This is a genomic window from Zoogloea sp., assembly GCF_044344315.1.
GTDB lineage: Bacteria > Pseudomonadota > Gammaproteobacteria > Burkholderiales > Rhodocyclaceae > Zoogloea.
In genome coordinates, this window is sequence record NZ_JBIJDC010000015.1 from 17,029 (window position 1) to 39,871 (window position 22,843).

Annotated in this window: 20 protein-coding genes; 10 read left to right on the top strand and 10 right to left on the bottom strand. The window is 66.4% G+C overall.

The genetic code is table 11. The annotated features are described in order from the left end of the window. Positions 1 to 181 precede the first annotated feature (181 nt). A complete protein-coding gene (locus ACIQ09_RS05160) occupies positions 182 to 1,231 on the top strand; it encodes a patatin-like phospholipase family protein (RefSeq protein ID WP_398306886.1) in 1,050 nt (349 codons plus the stop codon). A gap of 72 nt (positions 1,232 to 1,303) precedes the next feature. Here the strand turns inward: ACIQ09_RS05160 and ACIQ09_RS05165 are convergent, their stop codons facing one another. Continuing rightward, positions 1,304 to 1,957: a glutathione S-transferase family protein gene (locus ACIQ09_RS05165; protein ID WP_398306888.1), complete on the bottom strand. Its 654-nt coding sequence runs from the start codon at positions 1,955 to 1,957 to the stop codon at positions 1,304 to 1,306. 146 nt (positions 1,958 to 2,103) lie between these two features. Here ACIQ09_RS05165 and ACIQ09_RS05170 point away from each other — a divergent pair, with 146 nt between their 5' ends. Together ACIQ09_RS05170 and ACIQ09_RS05175 are read left to right on the top strand one after the other, a co-directional pair. Further along, positions 2,104 to 3,348, top strand: coding sequence for a polyhydroxyalkanoate depolymerase (locus ACIQ09_RS05170; protein ID WP_398306890.1), 1,245 nt, complete (start codon positions 2,104 to 2,106; stop codon positions 3,346 to 3,348). 152 nt (positions 3,349 to 3,500) lie between these two features. Beyond that, on the top strand, positions 3,501 to 5,528 hold the full coding sequence (locus ACIQ09_RS05175; protein WP_398306892.1) for a methyl-accepting chemotaxis protein: 2,028 nt from the start codon (positions 3,501 to 3,503) through the stop codon (positions 5,526 to 5,528). A gap of 36 nt (positions 5,529 to 5,564) precedes the next feature. Here the strand turns inward: ACIQ09_RS05175 and ACIQ09_RS05180 are convergent, their stop codons facing one another. The 5 genes from ACIQ09_RS05180 to ACIQ09_RS05200 all read right to left on the bottom strand — a co-directional run bounded on the left by ACIQ09_RS05180 (position 5,565) and on the right by ACIQ09_RS05200 (position 11,385). After that, positions 5,565 to 6,680, bottom strand: coding sequence for an alpha-hydroxy acid oxidase (locus ACIQ09_RS05180; RefSeq protein WP_398306894.1), 1,116 nt, complete (start codon positions 6,678 to 6,680; stop codon positions 5,565 to 5,567). A gap of 4 nt (positions 6,681 to 6,684) precedes the next feature. Then, complete coding sequence (locus ACIQ09_RS05185) at positions 6,685 to 7,368, bottom strand: Fe2+-dependent dioxygenase (RefSeq protein ID WP_398306896.1); 684 nt, start codon at positions 7,366 to 7,368, stop codon at positions 6,685 to 6,687. 94 nt (positions 7,369 to 7,462) lie between these two features. Beyond that, positions 7,463 to 9,751, bottom strand: a complete 2,289-nt coding sequence (locus ACIQ09_RS05190) for a TonB-dependent receptor (protein WP_398306898.1) — start codon at positions 9,749 to 9,751, stop codon at positions 7,463 to 7,465. Positions 9,752 to 9,967: 216 nt separating this feature from the next. Beyond that, positions 9,968 to 10,990, bottom strand: a complete 1,023-nt coding sequence (locus ACIQ09_RS05195; protein WP_398306900.1) for an extracellular solute-binding protein — start codon at positions 10,988 to 10,990, stop codon at positions 9,968 to 9,970. Positions 10,991 to 11,064: 74 nt separating this feature from the next. After that, on the bottom strand, positions 11,065 to 11,385 hold the full coding sequence (locus tag ACIQ09_RS05200; RefSeq protein WP_398306902.1) for a YkgJ family cysteine cluster protein: 321 nt from the start codon (positions 11,383 to 11,385) through the stop codon (positions 11,065 to 11,067). Positions 11,386 to 11,642: 257 nt separating this feature from the next. On the opposite strand from ACIQ09_RS05200, the gene ACIQ09_RS05205 reads away from it, so the two are divergent. Genes ACIQ09_RS05205 through ACIQ09_RS05225 form a run of 5 tightly spaced genes read left to right on the top strand, consistent with a single transcriptional unit; the run spans position 11,643 to position 16,983 of the window. Beyond that, positions 11,643 to 13,796, top strand: a complete 2,154-nt coding sequence (locus tag ACIQ09_RS05205; RefSeq protein ID WP_398306904.1) for a TonB-dependent receptor — start codon at positions 11,643 to 11,645, stop codon at positions 13,794 to 13,796. Next, positions 13,796 to 14,755 carry an alpha/beta hydrolase gene (locus ACIQ09_RS05210; protein WP_398306906.1) on the top strand — a complete coding sequence of 320 codons (960 nt, stop codon included), beginning with the start codon at positions 13,796 to 13,798 and terminating at the stop codon, positions 14,753 to 14,755. Before ACIQ09_RS05205 ends, ACIQ09_RS05210 begins: the two co-directional genes overlap by 1 nt. Continuing rightward, positions 14,752 to 15,024, top strand: a complete 273-nt coding sequence (locus tag ACIQ09_RS05215) for a hypothetical protein (protein ID WP_398306908.1) — start codon at positions 14,752 to 14,754, stop codon at positions 15,022 to 15,024. The genes ACIQ09_RS05210 and ACIQ09_RS05215 overlap by 4 nt, the downstream gene beginning before the upstream one ends. Position 15,025: 1 nt before the next feature. After that, positions 15,026 to 15,310 (top strand): hypothetical protein, encoded by a 285-nt coding sequence (locus tag ACIQ09_RS05220; protein WP_398306910.1) that lies wholly within the window; start codon positions 15,026 to 15,028, stop codon positions 15,308 to 15,310. Positions 15,311 to 15,327: 17 nt separating this feature from the next. Next, positions 15,328 to 16,983 (top strand): PepSY-associated TM helix domain-containing protein, encoded by a 1,656-nt coding sequence (locus tag ACIQ09_RS05225; protein WP_398306912.1) that lies wholly within the window; start codon positions 15,328 to 15,330, stop codon positions 16,981 to 16,983. A 24-nt stretch (positions 16,984 to 17,007) separates the two neighbouring features. Here ACIQ09_RS05225 and ACIQ09_RS05230 read toward each other — a convergent pair whose 3' ends face one another. Further along, positions 17,008 to 17,700, bottom strand: a complete 693-nt coding sequence (locus ACIQ09_RS05230) for a helix-turn-helix transcriptional regulator (RefSeq protein WP_398306914.1) — start codon at positions 17,698 to 17,700, stop codon at positions 17,008 to 17,010. Between the two features lie 141 nt (positions 17,701 to 17,841). On the opposite strand from ACIQ09_RS05230, the gene ACIQ09_RS05235 reads away from it, so the two are divergent. Beyond that, entirely contained in the window at positions 17,842 to 18,225 is a 384-nt protein-coding gene (locus ACIQ09_RS05235; protein ID WP_398306916.1) for a VOC family protein, read from the top strand. Between the two features lie 18 nt (positions 18,226 to 18,243). On the opposite strand, the gene ACIQ09_RS05240 is transcribed toward ACIQ09_RS05235, so the two are convergent. Both ACIQ09_RS05240 and ACIQ09_RS05245 read right to left on the bottom strand, forming a co-directional pair. After that, positions 18,244 to 19,164 carry a bestrophin family protein gene (locus tag ACIQ09_RS05240; protein WP_398306918.1) on the bottom strand — a complete coding sequence of 307 codons (921 nt, stop codon included), beginning with the start codon at positions 19,162 to 19,164 and terminating at the stop codon, positions 18,244 to 18,246. Between the two features lie 72 nt (positions 19,165 to 19,236). Then, on the bottom strand, positions 19,237 to 19,425 hold the full coding sequence (locus ACIQ09_RS05245) for a hypothetical protein (protein ID WP_398306920.1): 189 nt from the start codon (positions 19,423 to 19,425) through the stop codon (positions 19,237 to 19,239). A gap of 331 nt (positions 19,426 to 19,756) precedes the next feature. On the opposite strand from ACIQ09_RS05245, the gene ACIQ09_RS05250 reads away from it, so the two are divergent. Beyond that, positions 19,757 to 20,326 carry a hypothetical protein gene (locus ACIQ09_RS05250; protein ID WP_398306922.1) on the top strand — a complete coding sequence of 190 codons (570 nt, stop codon included), beginning with the start codon at positions 19,757 to 19,759 and terminating at the stop codon, positions 20,324 to 20,326. A 117-nt stretch (positions 20,327 to 20,443) separates the two neighbouring features. On the opposite strand, the gene ACIQ09_RS05255 is transcribed toward ACIQ09_RS05250, so the two are convergent. Continuing rightward, the gene (locus ACIQ09_RS05255) at positions 20,444 to 22,789 is read right to left on the bottom strand and encodes a fatty acid cis/trans isomerase (RefSeq protein WP_398306924.1); all 2,346 of its coding nucleotides are present in this window, start codon (positions 22,787 to 22,789) and stop codon (positions 20,444 to 20,446) included. Positions 22,790 to 22,843: the final 54 nt, after the last annotated feature.

Genomic DNA, 22,843 nt, shown 5'->3' on the forward strand with positions numbered 1-22,843 from the left:
GCGCTGGCTCATCGCATACGGCCCGGCAATCGGGATCGGCTGCACCTGGGGGCTGAACCCGGCGAAGCGACCGGGGAGGAGGGCGCAGTATGGCGGTCTGTATCGAACTTCTGAAACCCTTCTCCGTCCATCCTTCAGGTATTGTGCAGTGCAACATGTGCCGATTTGAAGGAGTCACGCAATGTCAGTCAGTCGATGGTGGAAGAGGGACGCAGCGGCTTCACCGGCCCTGAGCCTGGCCCTGCAGGGGGGCGGTGCCCACGGCGCCTACACCTGGGGCGTGCTGGACCGCCTGCTGGAAGAGGGGCTGGCGCTGGAGGGCATCAGCGGCACCAGCGCCGGGGCGATGAACGCTGTGGCCCTGGCCCAGGGCTGGACGACAGGGGGCGCGGAGGGGGCGAGGGAGAGTCTGAGCGCCTTCTGGGAGGCGGTGGCCGATACCACGCCCTTCGAGCTGGATCTGCTGCACAGCCTCAACCCGGCGGGGGATGGTTCGCTGCCGGCGGCGGTGAACATGATGCTGGGCATCACCCGGCTTTTCTCGCCCTACCAGCTCAACCCTTTCGAGCTGAACCCCCTGCGCGACGTGGTGCGGGCCCAGTTCGATTTTGAGCGTATCCGGCGCGAGTGCTCCCTCAAGCTCTTCATTGCCGCCACCCAGGTGCGCACAGGCAAGGTGCGCCTGTTCCATACCGCCGAGCTGAGCGAGGATGCGCTGCTGGCCTCGGCCTGTCTGCCCACCCTGCACCATGCGGTGGAGATTGATGGCGAGGCTTACTGGGACGGGGGCTTCACTGCCAATCCGGCGATCTACCCGCTGATGTACGAGTGCTCCACGCCGGACATCCTGCTGATCCTGCTCAATCCGCTGGTGCGGCCGAGGGCCCCGCGCAGTGCCGAGGAGATTGCTGCACGCAGCGTGGAGCTGGGGTTTTCAACGACTTTCCTGCGCGAGATGCGCATGATCGCCCACGCGCGTCGGCATATCGGTGCGGAACGTGGCTGGCTGCCGCTGGGGCGTTTTGAGCGCAAGCTGATGGATCTGCGCTTTCACCTGATCGAGGCCGAGGAGCTGCTCGAGGCCGGGACGGCCAGCAAGCTCAACGCAACCCGGGCCTTCCTGCACACCCTGCGCGATCAGGGCCGGGCCCGTGCGGAACGCTGGGTCGGTCACCATCTACCCCGTGTCGGGCGGGAAACCTCCATCGATCTGGGGGGGCTCTTCGAGTAGTGGCGGCCGCAGCGCACCGGGTTCGGGCATGCGCCTCGACATGGTGCGGTCTCGCGGGGTGGTGCGTGGCTCTCAGAACTCCACTTCCAGCTCTTCGATGTCGTCCGGTTCGAGCTTGGCCGCGGCGATCCATTCGCCCATCTCGGGCATGGCCATGATGGTCTGGCAGTAGCCTGCGCAGGCTTCGTCGAGGGGCACGTCGTAGGTCAGAAAGCGGGTGGCTACGGGGGCGTACATGGCATCGGCCAGGCTGCGCCGGGCGCCGAACAGGTAGGGGCCGCCGTAGCGCGTGAGGCAGTCGCGCCAGATCTCGGTGACCCGTTCGATATCGCCATTGGCCCGCGACCACACGGTGAAATTGGGGAAGCGCGCCTTGAGGTTCATGGGCAGCGCCGAGCGCAGGGCACTGAATCCCGAGTGCATTTCGCCGCAGATGGAGCGGCAGTGGGCCCGGGCGGCGGGGTCGGCCGGCAATAGCCCGGCCTTGGGTTTGAGCTCGTTGAGGTATTCGCCGATGGCCAGGGTGTCCCAGACGGAGATGTCCCCGTGGGTGAGGCGCGGCACGCGCACCGAGGGCGCCAGCAGCAGGAGCTCGGCGCGAGCGCCGGCGTCGTCCTGCTCGACCATCTCCTCCTTGAAACTGAGGCCGGCGAAGCGGGCCATCAGCCAGCCGCGCAGGGACCAGGACGAGTAATTCTTGCTGCTCAGGGTGAGGGTGACGGCCATGGTGGGGTTCTCCGGCAGGGCGTTCGGGGTGGGGCGTTGAGCCTGGTGTGGTGAGGATACGAGCAAGCCACGTGCCTGCAAGGGTATCCGTGACGGCATGCCAATTGCTAGTATCCGGAACCCAACAGCAGCATCACAAAAAAATCATGCTCCCCAATAGTCCTGCCCTGCATTACCAGGCCTATCAGGCCGTGGCCGACCTGACCACACCGATGCGCGGTGCGGCGCGTTTCCTGGCGCCCTGGCTACACCATAGCCTGTTCTGGCTGCCCCACAGCCGCACGTTGCGCAAGGCGGCGGCGGCCTGTGAGGTGCTGGCCCTGTCCGGCCTGACCCATCATCGCCCGCCCTTCAATATCGACACTGTCGACACGCCGTCGGGCACCTGTGCGGTGACCGAGGAGGTGGTCTTCAATACGCCCTTCTGTTCGCTGCTGCGCTTTCGCAAGACCCCGGCCACCGGCGTCGAGCCCAAGGTGCTGCTGGTGGCGCCGGTGTCGGGGCATTTTGCGACGCTGCTGCGCGGCACCGTGCAGACCCTGCTGCAGGACCACGACGTGTACGTGACCGACTGGCACAACGTGCGCGACATTCCCCTGTCCGAGGGGGCCTTCGACCTGGACACCTTCATCGAGCACATCATCCGTTTCGTGGATTGGCTCGGCCCCCACACCCACCTGGTGGCCGTATGCCAGCCCACGGTGCCAACCCTGGCCGCCGTGGCGGTGATGGCGGAGGACAATCACCCCCACCAGCCCCGCAGTATGACGTTGATGGCCGGGCCCATCGACTGCCGCATCAACCCCACCGAGGTGAACAACCTGGCCACCGCCAAGCCCATGGAGTGGTTCGAGAGCAAGCTGATCGGCGTGGTGCCCCTGCGCTACAAGGGGGCCCTGCGCCGGGTGTATCCGGGCTTTCTGCAGATCTCGGCTTTCATGAGCATGAACCTGGACCGCCACAAGGAATCGTTCCGCAAGATGTACGGCCACTACGTGGAGGGCGACACGGTGAAGGCCCATGGCATCAAGGAGTTCTACGACGAATACCTGGCCATGATGGATCTGCCCGCCGAGTTCTACCTGCAGACGGTGCGCAAGGTCTTCCAGGAATACCAGCTGCCGCGTGGTGTGCTGGAATACCGCGGCCGCCTGGTGAAACCCGAGGCGATCCGCCGCACTGCGCTGTTCACGGTGGAGGGCGAGCGGGACGACATCTGCTCCATCGGCCAGACCCTGGCCGCCCACGATCTGTGCAGCAAGCTGGCGCCCTACCGAAAGCAGCACCACCTGCAGGCCTCGGTCGGCCACTACGGCGTCTTCAACGGCAAGCGCTGGGATCGCCAGATCTATCCGCGCATCCGGGATTTCATCCACGCTTTCGACGAATAGGCTTCGGCGCCGGCCTTTTTCGAGGTGCGGGGCGTGTAAAGGCGCTCAAGCTGACGGCTTGCGGGCCGATACGAAGTGGCTGCAGCGTTGCCGGTCCTCTCCCCGGAGATTGGCTCCTGCTGCGGTTTTCGCCATTTCGAGAATAAAAATACATGCTCAAGCAAAAGCCCATCGTGCAGCAGGTCGTACTGCTGTGCACTGTCGGAATCGCCCTCATGGTCGCCATCCTGGTGGCCACCCTTGCCATCATGTCCCGCCAGAACGCCATCGACCGGGCGGAGGAGTCCCTGTCCCTGCAGGCCGACATGACCGTATCCATGCTGGCCTACGCCCAGGATGCCCTGGAGAAGCGTTCCAAGGATGCCCTCGGCCAGTTCATCGAGTCCATGCCCGGCACCCCGCACCTCACCGGCGCCGAGCTACCCACCGGCAAGGCCAGCTTGCCGGGCATCGCCATCGGCAACCTGGTGCTCAACGCCAACACCGACATCCTGTCCGCTTACAGCAAGCTGCACAGCGACCGGGAACCCGCCTTCCTGGTGCGCAAGGGCGACCGCTTCTACCGGGTGGCCACCCTGCTCAAGGACAAGGAGGGCAAGCCCCGGCACGGTGAGGTGGTGGACAACAACGGCGACTATCCGTCGATCCTGCTCACCGGCAAGCCCTTCCTGGGCTCTCTGGAGCGCAACGGCAAGATGTTCGTGCTCGCCGCAGAACCCCTGCGGGATGCGTCCGGCGCCGTGATCGGTGCGGTGACCATGCGTGTGGATGCGGAATCCAATGTGAGCCTCATCAAGGAGAAGCTGGCTGGCATGAAGGTCGGCAAGACCGGCTACCCCTACATCGTGTCGGTGCCCTCCGGTGATGCCAAGGATGTGCGTTTCATCTATCACCCGACGTTCCAGGGCAAGACCCTGGCCGAGATGGACGAACCTGTACGCCGCATTGTCGGGAGCCTGATCGAGAAAAAGAACGGCACCTTGACCTACCGCTGGGGCGAGTCCGGTGCCGAGGCCGAGAAGATGGTGGTGGTGCGCGAGCTGCCCGACCTGCACTGGTTGGTGGCCACGGGGTCGTGGGTGGACGAGTTCATCGAGGACTCCAATGCCCTGCGCAATCAGATCGCCCTGCTGGCGGTGGGCTGCGGTGCCCTGCTGGTGCTGGCCCTGGCCTTCTTTCTGCGTCAGCGTCTCCGCCCCTTGTCTCATCTGGCCGAGCTGGTGTCGCGCTTCGGTAGCGGTGACCTGACCGTGCGTGCCGCGGCCAGCCCGGGCAGCCGCAGCGAGGTGGACCTGATCGGCCACAGCATCAACAGCGCCGCCGATTCGATGCGTGTCCTGGCGGGCAGCATCCGTCAGACCAGCGATCACCTGCAGCGCACCGCCGGCAGCATGTCCGAATCGTCCCGCCTGCTGGGTGAGACGACCCGCCAGCAAAGCGCGTCGGCCGGCGCCATGGCCAGCACCACGGGCCAACTCAGCAATAGCGTCGAGCAGGTGGCCAGCAACGCGGCCCATGCGCTGGAGCTGACCCGTGAAACGGCGGCGTCGGTGCAGGAGGGGGTCGGCACGGTGCATGAAACCATCGTCCATCTGAGCAGCACCGCCGACACGGTGCAGGACGCGGCCACCCAGGTGGAGCAGCTGGGCCAGCGCTCCCTGGAGATCCACAAGGCCCTCAACGCCATCCGTGATATCTCTGACCAGACCAACCTGCTGGCCCTCAATGCGGCCATCGAGGCCGCCCGGGCCGGCGAGCAGGGGCGCGGCTTTGCCGTGGTGGCCGATGAGGTGCGCAAGCTGGCCGAGCAGTCGGCCAAGTCGGCCTCCTTCATCGGCACCATTCTTGGCAGCATCCAGGAGGGTGTGGATTCGGTGGCCGCCTCGGCCCGCCGGGCGGTGGAACAGGTGGGGCGCAACGTCGACGCATCGCGTCGCGTCGAGGCTGCTCTCGGGGCCATTCACGAGCGGGCCGAGCGCACTTCCGGCGCGGTGGCCGAGATTGCCCGCGTCACCCGCGAGCAGACCCAGGCCAGTCAGGCGATCTCCGGCGGCATTGACTCGGTGGCCCGCGCGGTGTCTGAAACCAGCCAGTCGGCCGAGGTCAACCGCGGTCAGGCCGAAGAGCTTCTCAAGGTGGCCCGCGAGCTGGACGGCGAAGTGGCGCGTCTGCGCCTCTAGGCCGGAGGCCCCCGGCGCCGGTTCAGGGGCGCCGGGTTACGAGCGTGCGAGGCGGATCAGGTCGGTGGGGATGGCCTGCAGGGTCCGGCAGCCGCTCAGGGCCATGGCGATTTCCAGCTCATCGCGGAGCAGGCGGATCACATGGGCGACGCCCAGGGCGCCGGCATTGGCGAGGCCGTAGATGTAGGGGCGGCCGATGAGCACCGCGGCGGCGCCGAGGGCCATGGCCTTGAGCACGTCGGTGCCGCGGCGGATGCCGCCATCCACCAGCACCGGCAGGCTGCCGCCGACAGCCTCCACGATCTCGGGCAGTACTTCGGCGGTGGGGGGCAAGGTGTCGAGGGTGCGCCCGCCGTGGTTGGAGACGATGAGGCCGCCCACCTGCAGCCGGGCGGCCTCGCGGGCGTCGTCGGGGTGCAGCACGCCCTTGAGGATGAGGGGCAGGCGTGTGCTGGCCTGCAACCAGGCGATGTCGTCCCAGGTAGGGGCTTGCTGCAGCAGGTCGTCGAACAGTGCGCTCTGGTGAGGGTGCCGCGCGGGGTCTGGGCGCGGCGAAAGCTGGGACAGGTTGACGGCGCTTATGCCGGGGGGCAGGCGGAAGCCGGCCTGGCGTTCCCGGTCGCGGGCGCCGTTGCAGGGGGCGTCGACCGTGAGCACCAGGGCTTCGTAGCCGGCGGCTTCGGCGCGACGGATCAGTTCGAGGTTGAAGCCCCGGTCGTGCTGCAGGTAGAGCTGGAACCACAGGGGGCCCCGGTCGGGATCATTGCGGATGGCGTCGGCCACCGCTTCGAGGGGCGTGCTGGCCTGGGTGCTGAGCACCAGGCCGGCCTCCTGGGCCGAGGCGGCAACCGCGGTGCCGAGCTCGCCGTCGGGGTGGGCCATGCGCTGGTAGGCCACCGGGGCAAGCAGGATGGGGTGGGCCAGGCGACGCCCCAGGAGGCTGACCCGAGTGTGCCCGCCCGCCACCGGGCGCAGGATGCGCGGGTGCAGGCGCAGGGCCTCCCAGGCCGCGGGGTTGGCGCGCAGGGTGTGTTCGTCGGCCGCACCGCCGGCAAAGTAGGCCCAGGCGTTGGCGTCGAGGACACTGCGGGCATGGGCCTCGTGGCCGGGCAGGGAGATCACGCCCTCGGGCAGGGTGGTCCGGGTGTTCATGGTCTCAGGTGTCCGCCCACATGCGCAGCAGGTTGTGATAGGTGCCGGTGAGGTCCACGGCCTCGGCGGTTTCGCCGTGCTTTTCGCGCAGGCGCATGATGGCCATGTCCAGGTCGAAGAGCAGGCGGCGCTGTTCGTCGCTGCGCACCATGCTTTCAATCCAGAAGAAACAGGCGAGGCGGTGGCCGCGGGTGACCGGGGTGACTTCGTGGATGCTGGTGCCCGGGTAGAGCACGGCGTGGCCGGCAGGGAGCTTGACGCCGCGGGCGCCATAGGTGTCCTGGACCTGCAGCTCGCCGCCCTCGTATTCGTCCGGGTCAGCCAGGAAGACGGTGCATGAGACGTCGGTGCGCACCCGCTCGCCGGTGTCGGCACGGAAGCGGATGGCGTTGTCCACGTGGCCACCGTAGTAAGGGGTGTCGCCGCCATAGCGATTCACCCGGGGGGTGAAGATCTTCTTGGGCAGGGCGGCGGTGAGGAAGAGGGGGTGTCGGTCGAGGGCGCGCAGCACCAGCTGGCGGATCAGGGTCGCCGGGGCGCAGTCGTGAGGGAGTTGTTCGTTGTTCTTCACCGTGGCGGCCTGGGGGCCAGCGCTGTCGCGGCCATCGGCCCAGGGGGCGTCGATGAGGGCCTGACGGGCCTGGCGGACTTCGTCGGCGGTCAGCAGTTCGGGGATCTGGAGGAGCATGGCTGGGTGTGCGATGGCTAGCTGGGAAGGATCAAGGAGGGGATGCCCCGACAGGTGCATCCCCTCCTTCGTGCTGCTTATCCTGCGCGCTTCATCAGAACTTGATGCTGGCGGTGAGGTAGTAGGTACGCCCGAAGCCAGGGATGTAGTGCCCGTTGGCGTACATGGCGTCGGCGTAGAACTTGTTGGTCAGGTTGGTGAGGTTGGCCTTCAGGGTCAGCCGCTCGGGGATGGCTTCGTACTCGGCCATGGCGTCGTAGGTCACGTAGCCATCGGAGTAGAGGTTTACCGGGTTGCGGTTGGGGGTCATCTTGGTGCGGGCGTTGGCGCCGGCGCCGACACGCAGTTTTTCGGTGACCTGGTAGGTGCTCCACAGGGTGCCCTGGTGCTTCGGGATCAGGGACGGACGACGGCCCACCCCCTCGGCACCTTCCGCACCCTTGTCGATCTCGGCGTCCCAGATCCAGGTGTAGGAGCCGAAGACTTCCCAGCGCGGGGTGATCTTGCCGATCACGTCGGTTTCAAAGCCGGTGGCGTGACGCTTGCCGGACAGCACGGCGATATTGAGCAGCGGATCGGTGTTGCGCTCGTTGAGCTTGACTCCGCGGAACAGGGCAAAGCGGCTGCTCATGCGGCGATCCTCCGAGTCGATCTTGGCACCGAGCTCCAGGTTCATGCTCTTCTCGGGCGGGGTGTTCACCGTGGCCGCACTGTAGGAGTAGGTGTCGCCGGAGGTGTTGAACGAGGTGCCGTAGGACAGGTGGAAGGAGTGGCGGTCGGACGGCTGGAACAGCACGCCGAAGCGGTTGCTCATCTTGTAGATCGATTGCTGGTAGTTGCTGACGGCACCGGAGGTCAGGTTGAAGGTGTCGTACTGGGCCGACATGCCGTCGTAGCGCAGGCCGGCCAGCAGCTTCCAGTGGGGGGCCACCTGGATCAGGTCCTGGGCATACACGCCGGCGGCGAGGCTCTCGAACTCGCCGGTCTTGCCGATGACGCGGGCGTCTTCGTCCACCCAGCCGGTACCACCGCCACCGATGGTGGTGGTGGGCTTGGCCGGAATGGTCACCCCGCCCTGGGCAGCCGTACGGGCGCCGCGGACGATCTTCTTCTCCCAGGCGAAATCGACACCCGCGAGCACATGGTGCTTGAGGCCCCAGGATTCGAACTTGGTGGACAGGTCGCTCTGGGCGAACAGGTTCTCCATGCTCTGGATCTTGTTCTGGGTGCCGCGGTTCAGCACGGTGTTATTGCTGAAGTTCTCGCGGGTGGCCAGGATGCCGCCAGGCTGAAGGGCTGCGCCGGCAATGCGCACGGTGCTGGCACGCTGGTCGCGGTTGAAGTCGCCCTTGCGGACCTTGGTGACCAGCTCGGTATCGCTGGAGAAGCGATGGGTGTGGGCAAAGCTGGCATAGCCGGCGGAGCCGCGGTTGTAGTCGCTGGTGGCACCGTAGTAGCTCTTCGGGTCGACCGGGATGGTGGTCAGGCTCGCATCGGTGGCGCTCTTGCGGATGTAGGGCAGGCCGTAGTTGATACCGTTGTTGTTCTCCAGGTAGAAGAAGCCCACCTCGAACTCGTCACGGCTGCCGATGCCCCAGCGGTAGTCGGCGGCGAAGCCGTACTTGTCCAGGCTGGAACCGGAACCGTTGTTGTCGGCCAGGGTGCGCATGGCGTTGATGCGCAGGGCCGAGTCGTCCCCGGTCTTGAGGTTGATGTCGGCCACCACGCGGCGGTACTGGTGGCTGCCGAGGGTTACGTCTACCTGGGTCTCGTCGAGCAGACGGGCCTGCTTGTTGACCTGGTTGACCGCGCCGCCGGTGGAGCCGCGGCCGAACAGCATGGAGGCCGAGCCGCGCAGCACTTCGATGCGGTCGAAGTTGAAGGTGTCGCGGTCGTAGAAGGCCGGGTCACGCATGCCGTCGATGAAGAGGTCGCCGGTCGTGTTGAGGGGGAAGCCGCGCAGGCGGATGTCTTCCTCGCCGCCTTCGGCCGCCAGGAAGGTGATGCCCGAGGTCATCTTGAGGGCTTCCTTGACGGTGTCGATCTTGCGATCGTCCATCAGCTTCTCGGTGACGACGGTGACGGACTGGGGAATGTCGCGGAGCTCCTGCTTGCCCTTGCCGATGCGGGTGGAGGTGGTGCGCAGGGTGTTCTTGCCTTCCTGCTCGCGCTCGGCATCGGCCTTCACGACCACCGGCTTGAGGGTTTTCTCGTCGCCTTGGGCGGCGGGTGTCTGGGCGAAGGCGCCCATGGAGGCGGCGAACATCATGGCGCCGAGGGGCAGCACCACCTTGTCAGAGACGGATGCGGCCGGCGCGGCCGACGGAGCGGGGGTTCGGTGGCGGTCTGCAGCCGCGTGGCGGCGGGTTTTTTTGTGAGCCATGGCAAAGCCTCTCGTAATGAAAACGTTGGAGTTTCACGACCTGAGGCTGGCTGGCTTGGCTAGCAGATGGCTGGCTTGCCCGAAAGATCTTGTTGCAATTGTAATGCTAATGAGAATGATTGGCAATAAGTGCGCTGCACTGCGTCAAGAAATGTAAAGGCCGGGAACTTCCCGGCCTTTACATGATGTGCAGCGAACTGCCGCTAACAGCTGGAATCAGCGGAAGCCGGCGCGGTCGTAGATCTTCTGGGCTTCAATCACCGAGTCAGCGAGTTTGCCGACCGGCAGGGTGTCAGCCTTGAACTTGCCCATGGCCTCAAGCCCCCGGTTGGAGATCTTGACGCCGGCCACCACCGGCCATTCGTTATTGCCGTTGGCGAAGTAATCCTGGGCTTCGGGAGAGGCCAGGTATTCCAGGAACTTGACCGCGGCTTCCTTGTGCGGTGCCGTCTTCAGCATGCCGCCGCCGGAGATGTTGATGTGGGCACCGTAGCTGGACTGGTTGGGCCACACCACGCCGATGCGCTCGACGGCCTTCTGGTCGTCCGGCTTGGTGGACTTGAGCATGCGTGCCAGGTAGTAGGAATTGACCAGGGCCACGCCGCATTCGCCAGCGCCGACAGCCTTGATCTGGTCGGTGTCGCCGCCCTTGGGCGCGCGGGCAAAGTTGGCCACCAGGCCGCGGGCCCATTCTTCGGTCTTGGCTGCGCCGATGTGCTGAATCAGGGCCGAGCCGAGGGACAGGTTGTAGGGGTGGTTGCCGGAGCGAACGCACACCTTGCCCTTGAGTTCGGGCTTGGCCAGGTCTTCGTAGTTGCGTACCTGGTCAGGCTTCACGTCAAGCTTGTTGTACACGATGACCCGGGCGCGGGTGGAGAAGGCGAACCAGCGGTCGGTGCGCAGGTGGGCCGGGATGGCTGACTTGAGCGTCGGCGAATCCACATTGGCGAAGATGCCGTACTGGTCAGCGGCGGCCAGGCGGGCAGCGTCAACGGTGATGAAGACGTCGGCCGGGCTGTTTGCCCCTTCGTTGCGGATGCGCTCGAGAAGCTCTTCTTCCTTGCCTTCGATGCGGTTGATCTTGATGCCGGTGCGGGCGGTGAAGTTGGAGTACAGGGCTTCGTCGGTCTGGTAGTGACGGGCCGTGTAGAGGTTCAGTTCGCTGTCTGCGGCATAAGCCGTATTGCCCACGGTGACGCTGGCGGCCAGCAGGGCGGCAAGGGTTTTCAGCTTGGTCATGGTCGGGTCGGTGCAGATAAGGGCGGAAGACTCGACAGATGTTATCGAGACTTGTTGCTGTTTGCAAATGCAAGTCATTCGCAAAACAGGGCGGGCAGATTGTGCCGTGCCCGGGCCTTCGCGCATTGGCTGTCACCGGCCTCCACTTCGCGGCAGGGGGAGGGGCGTTGCTCATAGACGCGACAGTGGGTTGCGCCGCCAACCTGGCCCTCGAGGGCGATGCAGTGAGGGCGGGCCTGGTTGGTGCCCCCCATGCAGCTGAACCAGGCATTGACCTGCTCGGTGAGCTCGACCGGCAGGCCCCGGGCTTCGGCTTCTGACCAATAGAAGGACACCCGGAAACTGGCGCAGCAGGCACCGCAGTCGAGACAGGGGTTGGGGGCGGTGTGGCTCATGGGCAGGCGTGCTCGCAGGTTGCAGACCAGGATTCTGGCATGCCCTGCGAGCAGCGGGAGAGCCCTGCAGCACCTCACGGTCTCGCCGGATCGCCGGGTAAATGGTATTGTAATGATAATAATTATCATTTAAAGTGCGTGCTGTCACGGAGGGGCGGTATCCCATCGGGTTTGCCCACCTCCACCGTCCGCACAAGCCAGCCGTCGCCAGCCAGTGTCTTATTCATTCAGGGAGAACAAGAAACATGGCGCTGCGAATGACTCCGGTCGCGCTGGCGATCAGCGCGATCGCGTGTCCGACTTTGGTACTGGCACAGGTGGTTTCGGGCGGGGCAGGGGAGGTCACCCTGCCGGCCGTGAGGGTGTCGGTGGAGGCGGAGCGTGCGTCCGATCTGCCAGCGCCCCATGCGGGCCGCCAGGTGGCGAAAGGAGCCCGTTTGGGGGCCATTGGAAACCAGGATGTGATGGACGTGCCCTTCAACATCACCAGCTACACGGCCGAGCTGATCGCCGATCAACAGGCGCGCAATGTGGCCGACGTGATGGCCAATGATCCGTCCGTGCGCTTTACCACGTCGAGTGGCCACGCCTATGAGAACTACCGCATCCGTGGCTTCGATGTGAATGCCTCGGAGCTTGCCCTCAATGGCATGTTCGGCCTCGCGCCCAGTGGCCATGCGCCCCTGGAGGCAGTGGAGCGGGTCGAGGTGCTGAAGGGGCCGGGGGCCCTGTTCACCGGCATGGCGCCCGGTGGGGGGGTGGGCGGTGTGATCAATCTGGTGCCCAAGCGCGCCGGGGACGATCCGCTGAGTCGCGTGTCGGTGGGCTATCAGTCGAAAAGCCAGTTCGGCACCAGCCTGGATCTGGGGCGGCGGTTTGGCGAGGGCAAGGAGGTGGGCCTGAGGATCAACGGTGCGTTCAATGACGGCGACACCTATCTGGATGGCCAGTCGAAGAAGCGCGAGTTTGTATCGGCGGCGGCGGATTACCAGGGCAAGGCCCTCAAGGCATCGGTGGATGCCTACTACAGCAAGGAGTCCTTCTCCGGCGGGACGCCGGCGATGTACTGGTTCCAGGCGACCACCCCGATCCCCGACGCCCTTAGCCCTCGTACCAATCTCTTCCCCGGTGCCAGCGGCACCCTGGAGAGCAAGGCCGTGGTGGCGCGGGCGGAGTATGAGTTCAATCGCTTCCTGACGGCCTTTGCCGGCCTGGGGGTGATGGATTTCGAGTCGGTCGGCTTCATCAACGGTACCCACGCACGCAACATCGCTGCCAACGGCAATTTCATGGCGATCGGCAATGGCACCCGCTCCTATACCGACAGCATCTCGTCCGAGGCGGGGCTCAGGTCGCAGTTCTCGACCGCCGGGGTCGGGCATGAGCTGGTCCTGCACTTGACCACGTTGGAGCAGGAAAGCGGCTTGGCCACCAATTCGGCTGCGGCGGTCACTTCCAACATCTACTCGCCCCTGACGACCCTGGTCATGCCCCAGGCGCCGGGCCGGGCGCCGAAGACCAGCGATACGACGCTCTCCAGCCTCGCGCTGGTGGATACGGTCTCCTTCCTGGATGACCGGGTCCGCCTGACCCTCGGCCTGCGCAACCAGAACGTCAAGACGGTCAACTACAACGCCACGAGCGGTGCGGTGACGGCCAGGTACGACAAGAGCGTGGTGACGCCGGCCCTGGCGGTGGTGGTGAAGCCCTGGGGGCCGTCGCTGTCCTTGTACGCTAACTATGTTCAGGGTTTGAGCCGGGGAGATACGGTCACCGATACCCTGGCCACCAACCGCAACGTCGTGTTTGCGCCCTACGAGACCGAGCAGAAGGAGCTGGGCGGGAAGTGGAGCGTCGGGGGCTTCTCGAACACCGTGAGCCTGTTCGAGATTACCCGCCCGACCATGGTGGCCATTGGCAGCAGCAGCAACCCGACTTATACCGATGAGGGTGAGAAGCGGGTCCGAGGGCTGGAGTGGAACACCTTTGGCGAGCTGACGCGCACGCTTCGACTGCTGGGGGGCGCCACCTACACCCAGGGCGTGCAGACCCGCACTGCCTACGACCGCTACAACGGCAACACAGCCATTGGTGCACCGCGCTGGCAGGGCAACCTGGGGACCGAATGGGACACCCCCTGGTTGTCCGGCCTGACCCTTACCGGTCGCATCATCGCGACCAGCAGCCAGTATCTGGATGCGGCCAATCGACAGCAGATTCCCAGCTGGACCACCGTGGATGTGGGGGCCCGTTACGTGACCCGCGTGGAGCAGCGCCGAGTGGTGCTGCGGCTCAACATCAACAACCTCTTCGACAAGCACTACTGGTCCGGCAGCTTCAGCGACAGCTTCTCCATGGCGACGCTGGGTGCGCCGCGGACGGTGTCGGCCTCGGCGACCTTCGATCTGTGATGAGAGAGTGGCAACGGGGGGCGGTGTGCGTGTCGGCCGCCATCCTGCTGGGAGGCATGGCACTCCCGGCCGGTGCGGCCGATGGGGAGGGCGGATGGTCGGCGGTGGTTCTGCCCGCTGCGCGGCAGCTGGATCTGAAGGCCCGGCAGAGCGGCCACCCGTACCGGATTTTTGTGTCCGAACCGGCGTCGCCCGCCCCCGCCGAGGGGCATCCGGTGATCTATGTGCTCGATGGCAACGCCGCCTTTCCAGTGGCCGCTTTTCTGGCCCGCAGCGCAGCCAGCCGCCGCGAGGTGACCGGGCTGGTGCCGCCCCTCGTAGTGGGTATCGGCTATCCCGGTGCAGGCGATTTTGATGTGGTGGCCCGCAGGCGCGACTACACGCCGGGTGGGGTGGAGGCCGGTAGCCCGGACGGCGGCGGAGGGGCAGAGGCCTTCCTGGACTTCATCGAGGGGGAAGTGAAGCCCTTGATTGAGGCCCGCTATCCCATCGACAGGACGCGGCAGGCCCTCTTTGGACATTCCTTTGGTGGCCTGCTGGTGACGCACGCCCTGCTGACCCGGCCGGACAGCTTCTCCACCTTCATTGCATCCAGTCCCTCGATCTGGTGGCGCAAGCACCGGGTGATGAAGAGCCCGCCCCTGCGGCAGGGGCCGGCAGGCCTGCCCCGCGTGCAGATCAGTGTTGGAGCCCTGGAGGATGACCCTCCGAAGGGCAATTACTCCCCCGACCTCCTGGCCATGATCCGGAGCCGCAGCATGATCCCGGAGGCGCGCGCGCTGGCGAGGCTGCTGCAGGGCCAGCCTGGCGGACAGGACCGGGTGGTCTATCACGAACTGGCAGGCGAGGATCATGGCCCCGTCTGGCTGCCGGCGATGAGCCGGGGCATGCAGTTTTTCCTCGAGCAGCCCCGGGCAAAAGGGCTGTCTTCCCAACCCAAGGCGGACACCATCGAATGAACATCCTTGGCTTGATCGGCATCGCTGCCTGCATCGCGGGCTGTAGCTGCCTCTATCTGGCTTCACCCAACCAGAGCTGGCGTACGCAGCCCTTGCCGGCCGTGCCGGCACGTATCGTGGCCCTGGCGCTGATCGTCGCGGCCTGGCTGTGCCTTGCTCAGGGCCTGCACGCGCTGGCGGCCAGCTTTGTTCTTGTCACCCTGCTGATGCTCGCCCTGTCTGTGCTGCCTTATCTGGGGGCGATGTGGGGCATGGGGAGGAGGCGCTGACATGGGGGCTGAACAATCCCGCCGGCCAGTGCAGCGCGACTGGCTCTCCAAGACGCTGGCCGGCCTCGTGTTGGGGGGCGTGCTGGCGATCGCCTGCAGTGGCCTGTTCTCCCGTGTGAACGCCGGGATACCCCTGGCCGTCCGGGGGCAGCTCGCCATGTGGATGGTGCCCCCGATATGGCTCAGCGTCCTCAGCGCTGTGTATTTCTTCTCCAGCGGTGTGCGGGCCTGGCTGTGGCTTGGCGCGGCCAGTGCGTTCGTTGCCGGCCTTCTGTATCTCCTCTGACCTGTGGGGCCTGAATCATGAGAAGTGAATTTGTCCGTATCTATAAGGTGGTTCACACCTGGACGGGCATCCTTACGGGGATGGCCCTGTTCATCGCCTTCTATGCGGGGGCTTTGACCGTCTTCAAGGAGCCTCTGGCCCGCTGGGCTTCACCCCCGGCGATGATCGATACTGTGCCGCTGACCGAAGCGCCCCAGCTGATCGCCCGGGTGCTGGCTGCGGACCCGACGGTGGCGCGGGACTTTAGCCTTCACCTCGCCGACGCGGAGCACCGGCCGGGCCCCATGACCTGGGAGGTTCGCGACCCGGACGGGGATGACCACGACGAATCCGCCGTGCGCCACTACGTGGCAACCCTGGACGGCGCAGGACAGGCGCGTATCGAGACGGCTCATCCCTCCCGGGTGGCGTCCTTCATTGACGTACTCCACCGGGTGGTCGGCCTGCCCGTGGATAGCGACCCGAATCGCTGGGTGATGGGCGTGGTGGCGGCGCTTTACACCCTGGCGCTGGTCTCGGGGGTGGTGGTGCTCCTGCCCTCGCTGGTCAAGGATTTCTTTGCCTTGCGGGTGGGGAAGAACCTGAAGCGCATGTGGCTGGACGCCCACAATGTGGTTGGCATTGTCAGCCTGCCCTTTCACCTGGTCATGGCGCTGACTGCGGTGGTGTTTGCCTACCATGACGGTATTTACGTGGTGCAGGACAGGCTCCTCCATGACGGCAAGTGGGCAACAGCCCTTCAGCGCCAGCCCGTGGCGGCTGCGGCGCCGGTGCGTGATCCGGCAGGCATGCTGCCGCCCCTCGAACTCCTCGCCCGGGCCAGGGCGTTCGCCCCGGGCTTCGAGCCGACACTGCTGCAGTATCAGCAGGTCACCGGGCCGCGGGCGGTGGTCCGGGTCTGGGGCAAGGATGCTGCCGCCGTCTCGCCGCGGGCGAGGGGCGGTTTCGCCGCGCTGGACCCCTACACCGGCAAGGTGATCAACAGCGACTTTCTGCCCGGACGGCAGAGCACGCCGAATCTCTTTGTCAGCAGCTTCTTTGCTCTCCACATGGCGGCTTTCGGCGGAGTCGCGGTCCAGTGGATGTACTTCCTGCTAGGCCTGGCGGGCGCCTGGCTGTTTTACAGCGGCAACCTGCTATGGGTCGAGAGCCGACGCCGGAAGCTTCCGCGGCAGGGGGGCGACGTGCCGGAGCAACGCCGTGATGTGCGCCTGCTGGCCGCAGCCACCGTGGGGGTGTGCCTCGGTTGCGTCAGCGGAATCTCCCTGACCATTGCAGGTACCCGGTGGGCCTACGCGCTTGTGGGTGATGCGAACGCCTGGTTGCTTCCCGTCTACTACGCGACCTTCCTGGGCGCGGTGGCCTGGGCTTTCCTGCGGGGGGCGGCGAGAGCTGTGGTGCCCCTGCTGTGGCTGGCCGTGATTGCCACCCTGGCCATTCCGCTCACCTCCGGTTTCGCCGTGCTGGCGCCGGGTCTGAAGCTTTGGGCACATACATCCCTGCCCTGCATCGGGGTGGATCTGACGGCCCTTGCCGGCGCCGGGGCACTTGCCTGGATGGCCCGGGCCACCGCGCGCCGTGTCCGGCAGGGGGCGCCGGACAGTGTGTGGTCAGATGGGGCGCCCGGGCGCCCCGGGGAGAGCCGGGGCGAGGTGGGTCTCCAGGGCAGGTGATCGGGGGCGGCTCATGCTGCCGCGTCAGGCTGTGTTATGGCAGCTCTCCTCCTGCGCGGCCTGCAGGTAGCGGGCGAGCATGCCGGTGCTGTCGAAGTGCTCGGCCAGGGGCGTGGCGCTGGCGATGCGATCAAGACGGAAGCTGCGGAACCCGCCCCTGAGCTCGCACCAGGCGCCGAGGGTCCAGGTTTCACCCCAGAACACCAGGCCGACGGGCTGGATCACCCGCTCGCTGCAGGCGCCATCGGCCCGGGTGTAGGTGATGCGCAGCTTGTGATGGGCCGCGATTCCGGCGCGGAGGGTGCTCATGGGCGCGCGCATGGCGTCGGGCACATGAAAGTCTGGCACCAGCAGGGCGTCCCTGCCCGGGGCCTGGCGGAGGTGCCTGGGCAATACAGACTCGATGCGCAGGAGGGCCCGCTCGGCGGCATGGCCCAGCGCGGGGTCGGCCCAGCTGCGCACCATCCTGCTGCCCAGGGACAAGGCTACCAGCTCTTCCGGATCGAACATCAGCGGGGTCAGGCGGTAGCCGGGGCGGAGCAGGTAGCCCACACCGGCTTCTCCCTTGATGGGTACGCCGGCCTGGCACAGGTCGGCCACGTCCCGGTACACCGTGCGCTCCGATACCTGGAGGGCTTCGGCCAGCTCCCGGGCGGTTACGGCGCGGCCCCGGTCGAGCAAAAGGACAATCTGAAACAGGCGGTCGGCACGGCGCATACCTGGGCTCCTGACATAAGGCTGTCAGGATAACCCCGCTGGCGGACCGATCTGCCGGGGGCTCCTGACGCAAGGGTGTCAGGAGGACCTTGGCAGACTGGCGTCTCCCGTTACTTCAATGATTTCATTCAGGAGCCTGCCATGAAAAGACTGATCAACTGGTTCGAGATCCCCGTGTCCGACCTGGCCCGTGCCCGGGCCTTCTACGAAGCGACTTTTGACGTCCAGCTCAGGCTGGAGGAGATGGAGGGGATGCAGATGGCGCTCTTCCCGTATGACGAGCCGGCGACCGGCGGGGCGCTCCTGGCCTGTCCCCAGGGTCGCCCCGGTGATCACGGCGTGGTCATCTACCTCCACGGGGGGGACGATCTGTCGATTCCCCTGGCCCGGGCCGAGGCCGCCGGCGGCAAGGTGCTGATGCCGCCAACGGCGCTGTCCCCGGAGATCGGAAGCATCGCCATGTTTGCCGATAGTGAAGGCAACCGCGTTGGGCTGCATGCTCCAGGATGCGCCGACAAGGTCTGAGCGAGGCCGGTGCGCTCATCACATGAGCACGAAGTCCACCGGCTTCAGGGGGGCGGGCACCTCGTCCAGGCCCCGATACTCGGCCAGGTCGATCTCGATGTTGCGGGTCATGGCGTCCAGGGGCAGGTCGTTCTGGGCGGTGCCGAAGGGCTCTTCCAGCTCGTCGCCGAGGGCATCCAGGCCGAAGAAGGTGTAGGCCACCAGCGCGGTCAGTAGCGGGGTGGCGTAGCCCAGGGAGTGCACCACGCCAAAAGGCAGCAGCACGCAGAACAGGTGCGCGGTGCGGTGCAGCAGCAGGGTGTAGGCGAAGGGCAGGGCGGTGTGGCGGATGCGTTCGCAGGCGCCCTGGATGGCGGTGAGCTGGTTGATGTGTTCGGCCAGTCCCATGTAGGTGACGGAGTCGAGGCGGCCGGGCCGGCGTGCTTCGAGCAGTACGCTGGTGATCCGGCGCAGGAGGTGGTCGGGCGGGTTGCTGGCGGTGACCAGGGCAGCGAGTTCGCTGGCGCTCAGTTCGCCATCGACGGCATCCGCCACGGGGCGGTCGCGCAGGCGGGCGGTCAGTGCCTTGGTGAAGGCGGTGGCGAGGCGCAGGACTTCACGGCGTTGGTGGCGGCCGTCGGCATCACAGTCGAGGATCTGGCTGTCCCGGGCCAGGCTGCGCATCACTACCAGCAGGTTGCCGTAGTGCTTGCGGGCTTCCCACCAGCGGTCATAACAGGCGTTGTTGCGAAAGCCCAGAAAGAGCGACAGGGAAATGCCCAGGAAGGTGAAGGGGCCGCTGGCGAAATCGGGAAAGCGTGGGCCTGCCAGGGACGCCACCAGGGTGACGAGGGTGGCGACCACGGTGACGAACAGCACCTGGGGAAAGATCAGGGGAATGATGGAGCCCTTCCAGATGAAGAAGAGCTGGCGCATGGTGGGGCGGGGGCGAACGATCATGGGCGGATGGGTGGCTGGATAAATGAAAGACGGCCCCGTGGGGCGGGGCCGGTCTTCGTCCCTGCGGGCAGTTCAATGCACGGAGTGCAGGGGGCCGGGGCGGGCAAGGGCCCTGAGGGACGGTTTTACGATGGCGGCAACTGCGGTGGCAAGTGCAGCGGCCAGGCTGCGGAAGCCGTTGGTTAGGGCGCGGTCGTGTTCGAGGCGGGCGGTGGTCATCAGGTGCAACAGGTCGCTGCCGGGATGGTCTGGGGTGTGCATGGCGCTTTCCTTGTGGGAACTATGGGGCCCGGCCTGGCCTTGTGGGCGGTATGGCCGGGTACTTTTACCTTAGCGCGGGATGTTGCATTGCACAAATTGCTTGATTCAATGCGGGGATAAGGGGGGTTTCTGGGGGGAGTGAGGCTGTTTGCCGTCCATTGGGAGGGCTGCGTGTGAGCTGGTTTCGTTAAATCCGTCACGCTCGCCGGCGGGTGCTGACCCGTCCACAGGGAGCGTGCCGTCATCATGATTGCGGATTGCCCGCGGCGGCGGCCACGTGCTGTCGGGTGGGCCTGTGTTGTCCGATTATCTGTCAAGGAGACTGCCCCCCATGAATGCACGTGTCGCTTCCCGAGTCCTCGCTCCCGTCGTCCTGGCCCTGCTGTCCGGCGTTGCCGGTGCCGCCTGTGTGCCGGTGCTGGGCAATGTCCGCCTGCTGCCCGATACCTCTTGCCAGATCAATACCCTGGGCAGCCAGGTGCCGGCTTACCAGAACCAGTGTTTCAGCGTGGCTCTCAACCTGATCGGCTTTCCGGCCGCGACGGGGTATGCCGGCGTGACGGCCGAGCCGCTGGTGGGCCTCACCGGCCCCACGGCGACGCCGGCTGCGGTGATCGACGCTGCCACCTCGCTGCCGCGTCAGAGCATCCAGACGGCCCGCAGTGTCGTTTACATCGGCTCGGGCAAGCACCGCACGGCGCTTTACAGCAACGACGTGATCGTGGCCCAGGTGAAGGTGGCGGCTGATGGCTCCCTGAGCACCGGTGCCGTGACCGAGCAGATCCTGATTTCGGGCTCCGACGGCAAGGGGGCGTACGCCAAAGTCACCGGACACCTTGCTGTGTTGGGCAACAGTATCGGCACCTCGGCGTCGGTCACCGGCAAGCTGTGTCTGCCTTGATGGCCAGGTGCAGGATGGCTTGACCAAGCGCCGGGGGTGGCCGCCATCCCCGTCCGCCAGGGTCAGCAGGGGCAGCTTCGGCAGCCCCTTGTTATTGATGCTGGGCGTTGGGCCCGCTCAGCGGTTGTCGAGGCGGCTGTAGTCCAGGATGGCGGCCTGCCGCGGGTCGGCGTTCTGCCAGTAGTCGTGGATGGCATCGCTGATCCGCCAGAAGCGCGCGTCGGTGCGGCGGATGGCGAAGCGCTGGTGCAGGCGCAGGATGTCGGCATCGCTGGCCAGGTTGCGTACCGTGCGTACAAAGCGTGGCAGCTCGTCGGCATCCAGATGAAAGATCACGTTGGGGTAGGCGCCGACAACGCCGTCCAGCACGATCAGGCTGTCTTCGTCGGGCAGGCGTCGGGCGTCTTCGTCGAACAGGCCCGCCACGTTGCTGTGGGCGCTGTTGCGCAGCAGGGACAGGACGCGGACAGGGCCCTTGCCGTTGTGCACGACCAGCAGGCTGTGCTCGGGCATCTGCGAGGCGCTGCGGCCGGTGATGTCGTTGAGGCTGCGCAACTGGGCCACCTGCTCGGCCCTCAGCCCGTTGGGCGCGAGCTCCAGGGCGCCGGGGCGCACTGGGCGGAGGTGGCGGTGCACGGTGGCGTAGAGCTCGCCCAGGGGGTCGGCCGTGCGATAGCGCATGCCGGTTTCACCCGGAAAGTAGGCACGGGCGTCGGCAAACTGGCGGATGCGCGGGTCGGGGCGGCCCCGGTACCAGCTGTCGAGGACCTTCTGGCGGTTCTTCAGAGGCAGCAGGGTGAGGAAGTTCTCCTCGCCTTCCATGCGCAGGAAGTCCATGTACAGGCGGGTGGCGAGCTGGTGCCCGGTGTTGCCATACACGTCAAAGCCGGCCGCCAGCAGGTAGTGCATGCGTTCGAACAAGGGGTAGCCCATGAGCAGCACCGTCTGGGGCTGTTCGCCAGCCAGGCCGCGGATCACGGAGGCGCTGTCGAAGTGGCGGAACACGGTGAGGCCGGCATTGGGGTTGCGTCCGTCGCCGTTCCACAGGTCGGTGACCTGCGGCCTGATGCGGGGGAGGTTGGCCAGGTAGCTGCTCTTGGTTTCCAGGTAGCGCCGCTCGGCCCGGGCGTACTTGTTCCAGGCCAGGATGCCGGTGCTGCTGTCGTCCTCGGCGGGCATGCGCAGGTTGGGGCGGGTGGCGTCGAGCAGGCCCTGGGTGTCGCGGGCGACTTCGCTCTCCGGTGAGTAGAAGAGCACCCAGAAATGATCGTTGATTACGTTGAGGGCCACCTGCCCGCGGCACACCGGTCCCTTCATGAAGCCCATCACCGTGAAGCCGGCGTCGTCGAGCATGAAGCGGTAGCGGGCGTCCACCGGCAGGGCCTTGAAGGTGGTGAAGGGGTTGGAGGCGATCTTCGGGTCGTAGCCGGGCAGGCGATCCACGCTGATGGGCGCGTCGAAGAACCATTTTTTCAGGCGGGCCCGGCGCGCTTCATCGAGGGCCAGTGGCATGTGGGTCTTGGCCACCAGGGTTTCGTCGGTCGGGCGCAGGCGGTAGTACACCCGGGCCACGCCGGGGTCGTCATAGGGGCGCCGGGTGGCGATGACGTCGATGGGCTGGCCCGGGGCACTGCGGCTGCGCACCAGCTCGAAACGGTGCTCGTGCTTGTCGTCCAGGTACAGTTGGCCGATGAACCAGTGCTCGTAGATGTAGCGGGCCGCCAGCTGGTCACGCAGGCTGTTGCCGTTGAGCAGCGCCTCCCATTCGCCCACTCGCGCCAGCACCTGGGGTGGCAGCGGCGCACGGGGGCCGAAGGGGGCGCCGGCTTCGATCCAGCGGCTCAGGGTGTCGTGCTCTGCCGGGCTCAGGGCAGGCAGGCCGAAGGGCATGCCCCATTCCGGATGATCTTTCTCGAAATCCCCCATGCCCTCAATGCGGCTGCAGGTTTGCGCGCGGTCGAGGGAGAAGTCGAAGCGCCCTGCAGGCAGGGGGCCGCTGTCGGGCCCGGGGTAGCGCTGCTTGAGGGCCAGGATGCGGTATAGCACGCTGGCATCCCGGTTGGCCTGGGGGGTGGAGGCGCGCTCGTTGAGTACCGGGTGGAAGCCCTTGTCGCGCCAGGCCGCGTTGCTGTGGGCATCGAAACCAAGCCGGTTTGGGCTGGCCGCCAGCAGGCGGGTGCCTGCATACACTGACTCGGGATTGGCGCCGCGGGTGATGCCGTCGTGGCGGGTCAGCTTGAGCTGGCAGGGGGCGTCGTAGCAGGCATGGCAGGCCACGCAGCGGCGTTCGAGGATGGGGCGCACGCGCGTCTGGTAGTCCGGGGCCTCGGCGGGCGGTGCCGCGGGGCGGTCGAAGCGCGTCGGGTCGGGTCGGCCAAGTTGCCGGTCGAGCTGGACCTGGGTCACGACAGTGGTACAGCCGGCAACGAGGAGGAGAAGGATCAGGTGGAGCAGCGCACGCATCGGGTCAGGGGTGGGGTGGCGAGTGCGCGAATTGTGCCGGAATCCGCCCGCCCT

What these genes read in the sequence shown, in the direction of transcription:
- ACIQ09_RS05210 (WP_398306906.1), top strand. Translation starts at nt 13,796, where the DNA reads ATGAGAGAGTGGCAACGGGGGGCGGTGTGCGTGTCGGCCGCCATCCTG.
- ACIQ09_RS05240 (WP_398306918.1), bottom strand. Translation starts at nt 19,164, where the DNA reads ATGATCGTTCGCCCCCGCCCCACCATGCGCCAGCTCTTCTTCATCTGG.
- ACIQ09_RS05195 (WP_398306900.1), bottom strand. Translation starts at nt 10,990, where the DNA reads ATGACCAAGCTGAAAACCCTTGCCGCCCTGCTGGCCGCCAGCGTCACC.
- ACIQ09_RS05165 (WP_398306888.1), bottom strand. Translation starts at nt 1,957, where the DNA reads ATGGCCGTCACCCTCACCCTGAGCAGCAAGAATTACTCGTCCTGGTCC.
- ACIQ09_RS05180 (WP_398306894.1), bottom strand. Translation starts at nt 6,680, where the DNA reads ATGAACACCCGGACCACCCTGCCCGAGGGCGTGATCTCCCTGCCCGGC.
- ACIQ09_RS05160 (WP_398306886.1), top strand. Translation starts at nt 182, where the DNA reads ATGTCAGTCAGTCGATGGTGGAAGAGGGACGCAGCGGCTTCACCGGCC.
- ACIQ09_RS05215 (WP_398306908.1), top strand. Translation starts at nt 14,752, where the DNA reads ATGAACATCCTTGGCTTGATCGGCATCGCTGCCTGCATCGCGGGCTGT.
- ACIQ09_RS05225 (WP_398306912.1), top strand. Translation starts at nt 15,328, where the DNA reads ATGAGAAGTGAATTTGTCCGTATCTATAAGGTGGTTCACACCTGGACG.
- ACIQ09_RS05205 (WP_398306904.1), top strand. Translation starts at nt 11,643, where the DNA reads ATGACTCCGGTCGCGCTGGCGATCAGCGCGATCGCGTGTCCGACTTTG.
- ACIQ09_RS05185 (WP_398306896.1), bottom strand. Translation starts at nt 7,368, where the DNA reads ATGCTCCTCCAGATCCCCGAACTGCTGACCGCCGACGAAGTCCGCCAG.
- ACIQ09_RS05200 (WP_398306902.1), bottom strand. Translation starts at nt 11,385, where the DNA reads ATGAGCCACACCGCCCCCAACCCCTGTCTCGACTGCGGTGCCTGCTGC.
- ACIQ09_RS05245 (WP_398306920.1), bottom strand. Translation starts at nt 19,425, where the DNA reads ATGCACACCCCAGACCATCCCGGCAGCGACCTGTTGCACCTGATGACC.
- ACIQ09_RS05250 (WP_398306922.1), top strand. Translation starts at nt 19,757, where the DNA reads ATGAATGCACGTGTCGCTTCCCGAGTCCTCGCTCCCGTCGTCCTGGCC.
- ACIQ09_RS05235 (WP_398306916.1), top strand. Translation starts at nt 17,842, where the DNA reads ATGAAAAGACTGATCAACTGGTTCGAGATCCCCGTGTCCGACCTGGCC.
- ACIQ09_RS05190 (WP_398306898.1), bottom strand. Translation starts at nt 9,751, where the DNA reads ATGGCTCACAAAAAAACCCGCCGCCACGCGGCTGCAGACCGCCACCGA.
- ACIQ09_RS05175 (WP_398306892.1), top strand. Translation starts at nt 3,501, where the DNA reads ATGCTCAAGCAAAAGCCCATCGTGCAGCAGGTCGTACTGCTGTGCACT.
- ACIQ09_RS05230 (WP_398306914.1), bottom strand. Translation starts at nt 17,700, where the DNA reads ATGCGCCGTGCCGACCGCCTGTTTCAGATTGTCCTTTTGCTCGACCGG.
- ACIQ09_RS05220 (WP_398306910.1), top strand. Translation starts at nt 15,026, where the DNA reads ATGGGGGCTGAACAATCCCGCCGGCCAGTGCAGCGCGACTGGCTCTCC.
- ACIQ09_RS05255 (WP_398306924.1), bottom strand. Translation starts at nt 22,789, where the DNA reads ATGCGTGCGCTGCTCCACCTGATCCTTCTCCTCCTCGTTGCCGGCTGT.
- ACIQ09_RS05170 (WP_398306890.1), top strand. Translation starts at nt 2,104, where the DNA reads ATGCTCCCCAATAGTCCTGCCCTGCATTACCAGGCCTATCAGGCCGTG.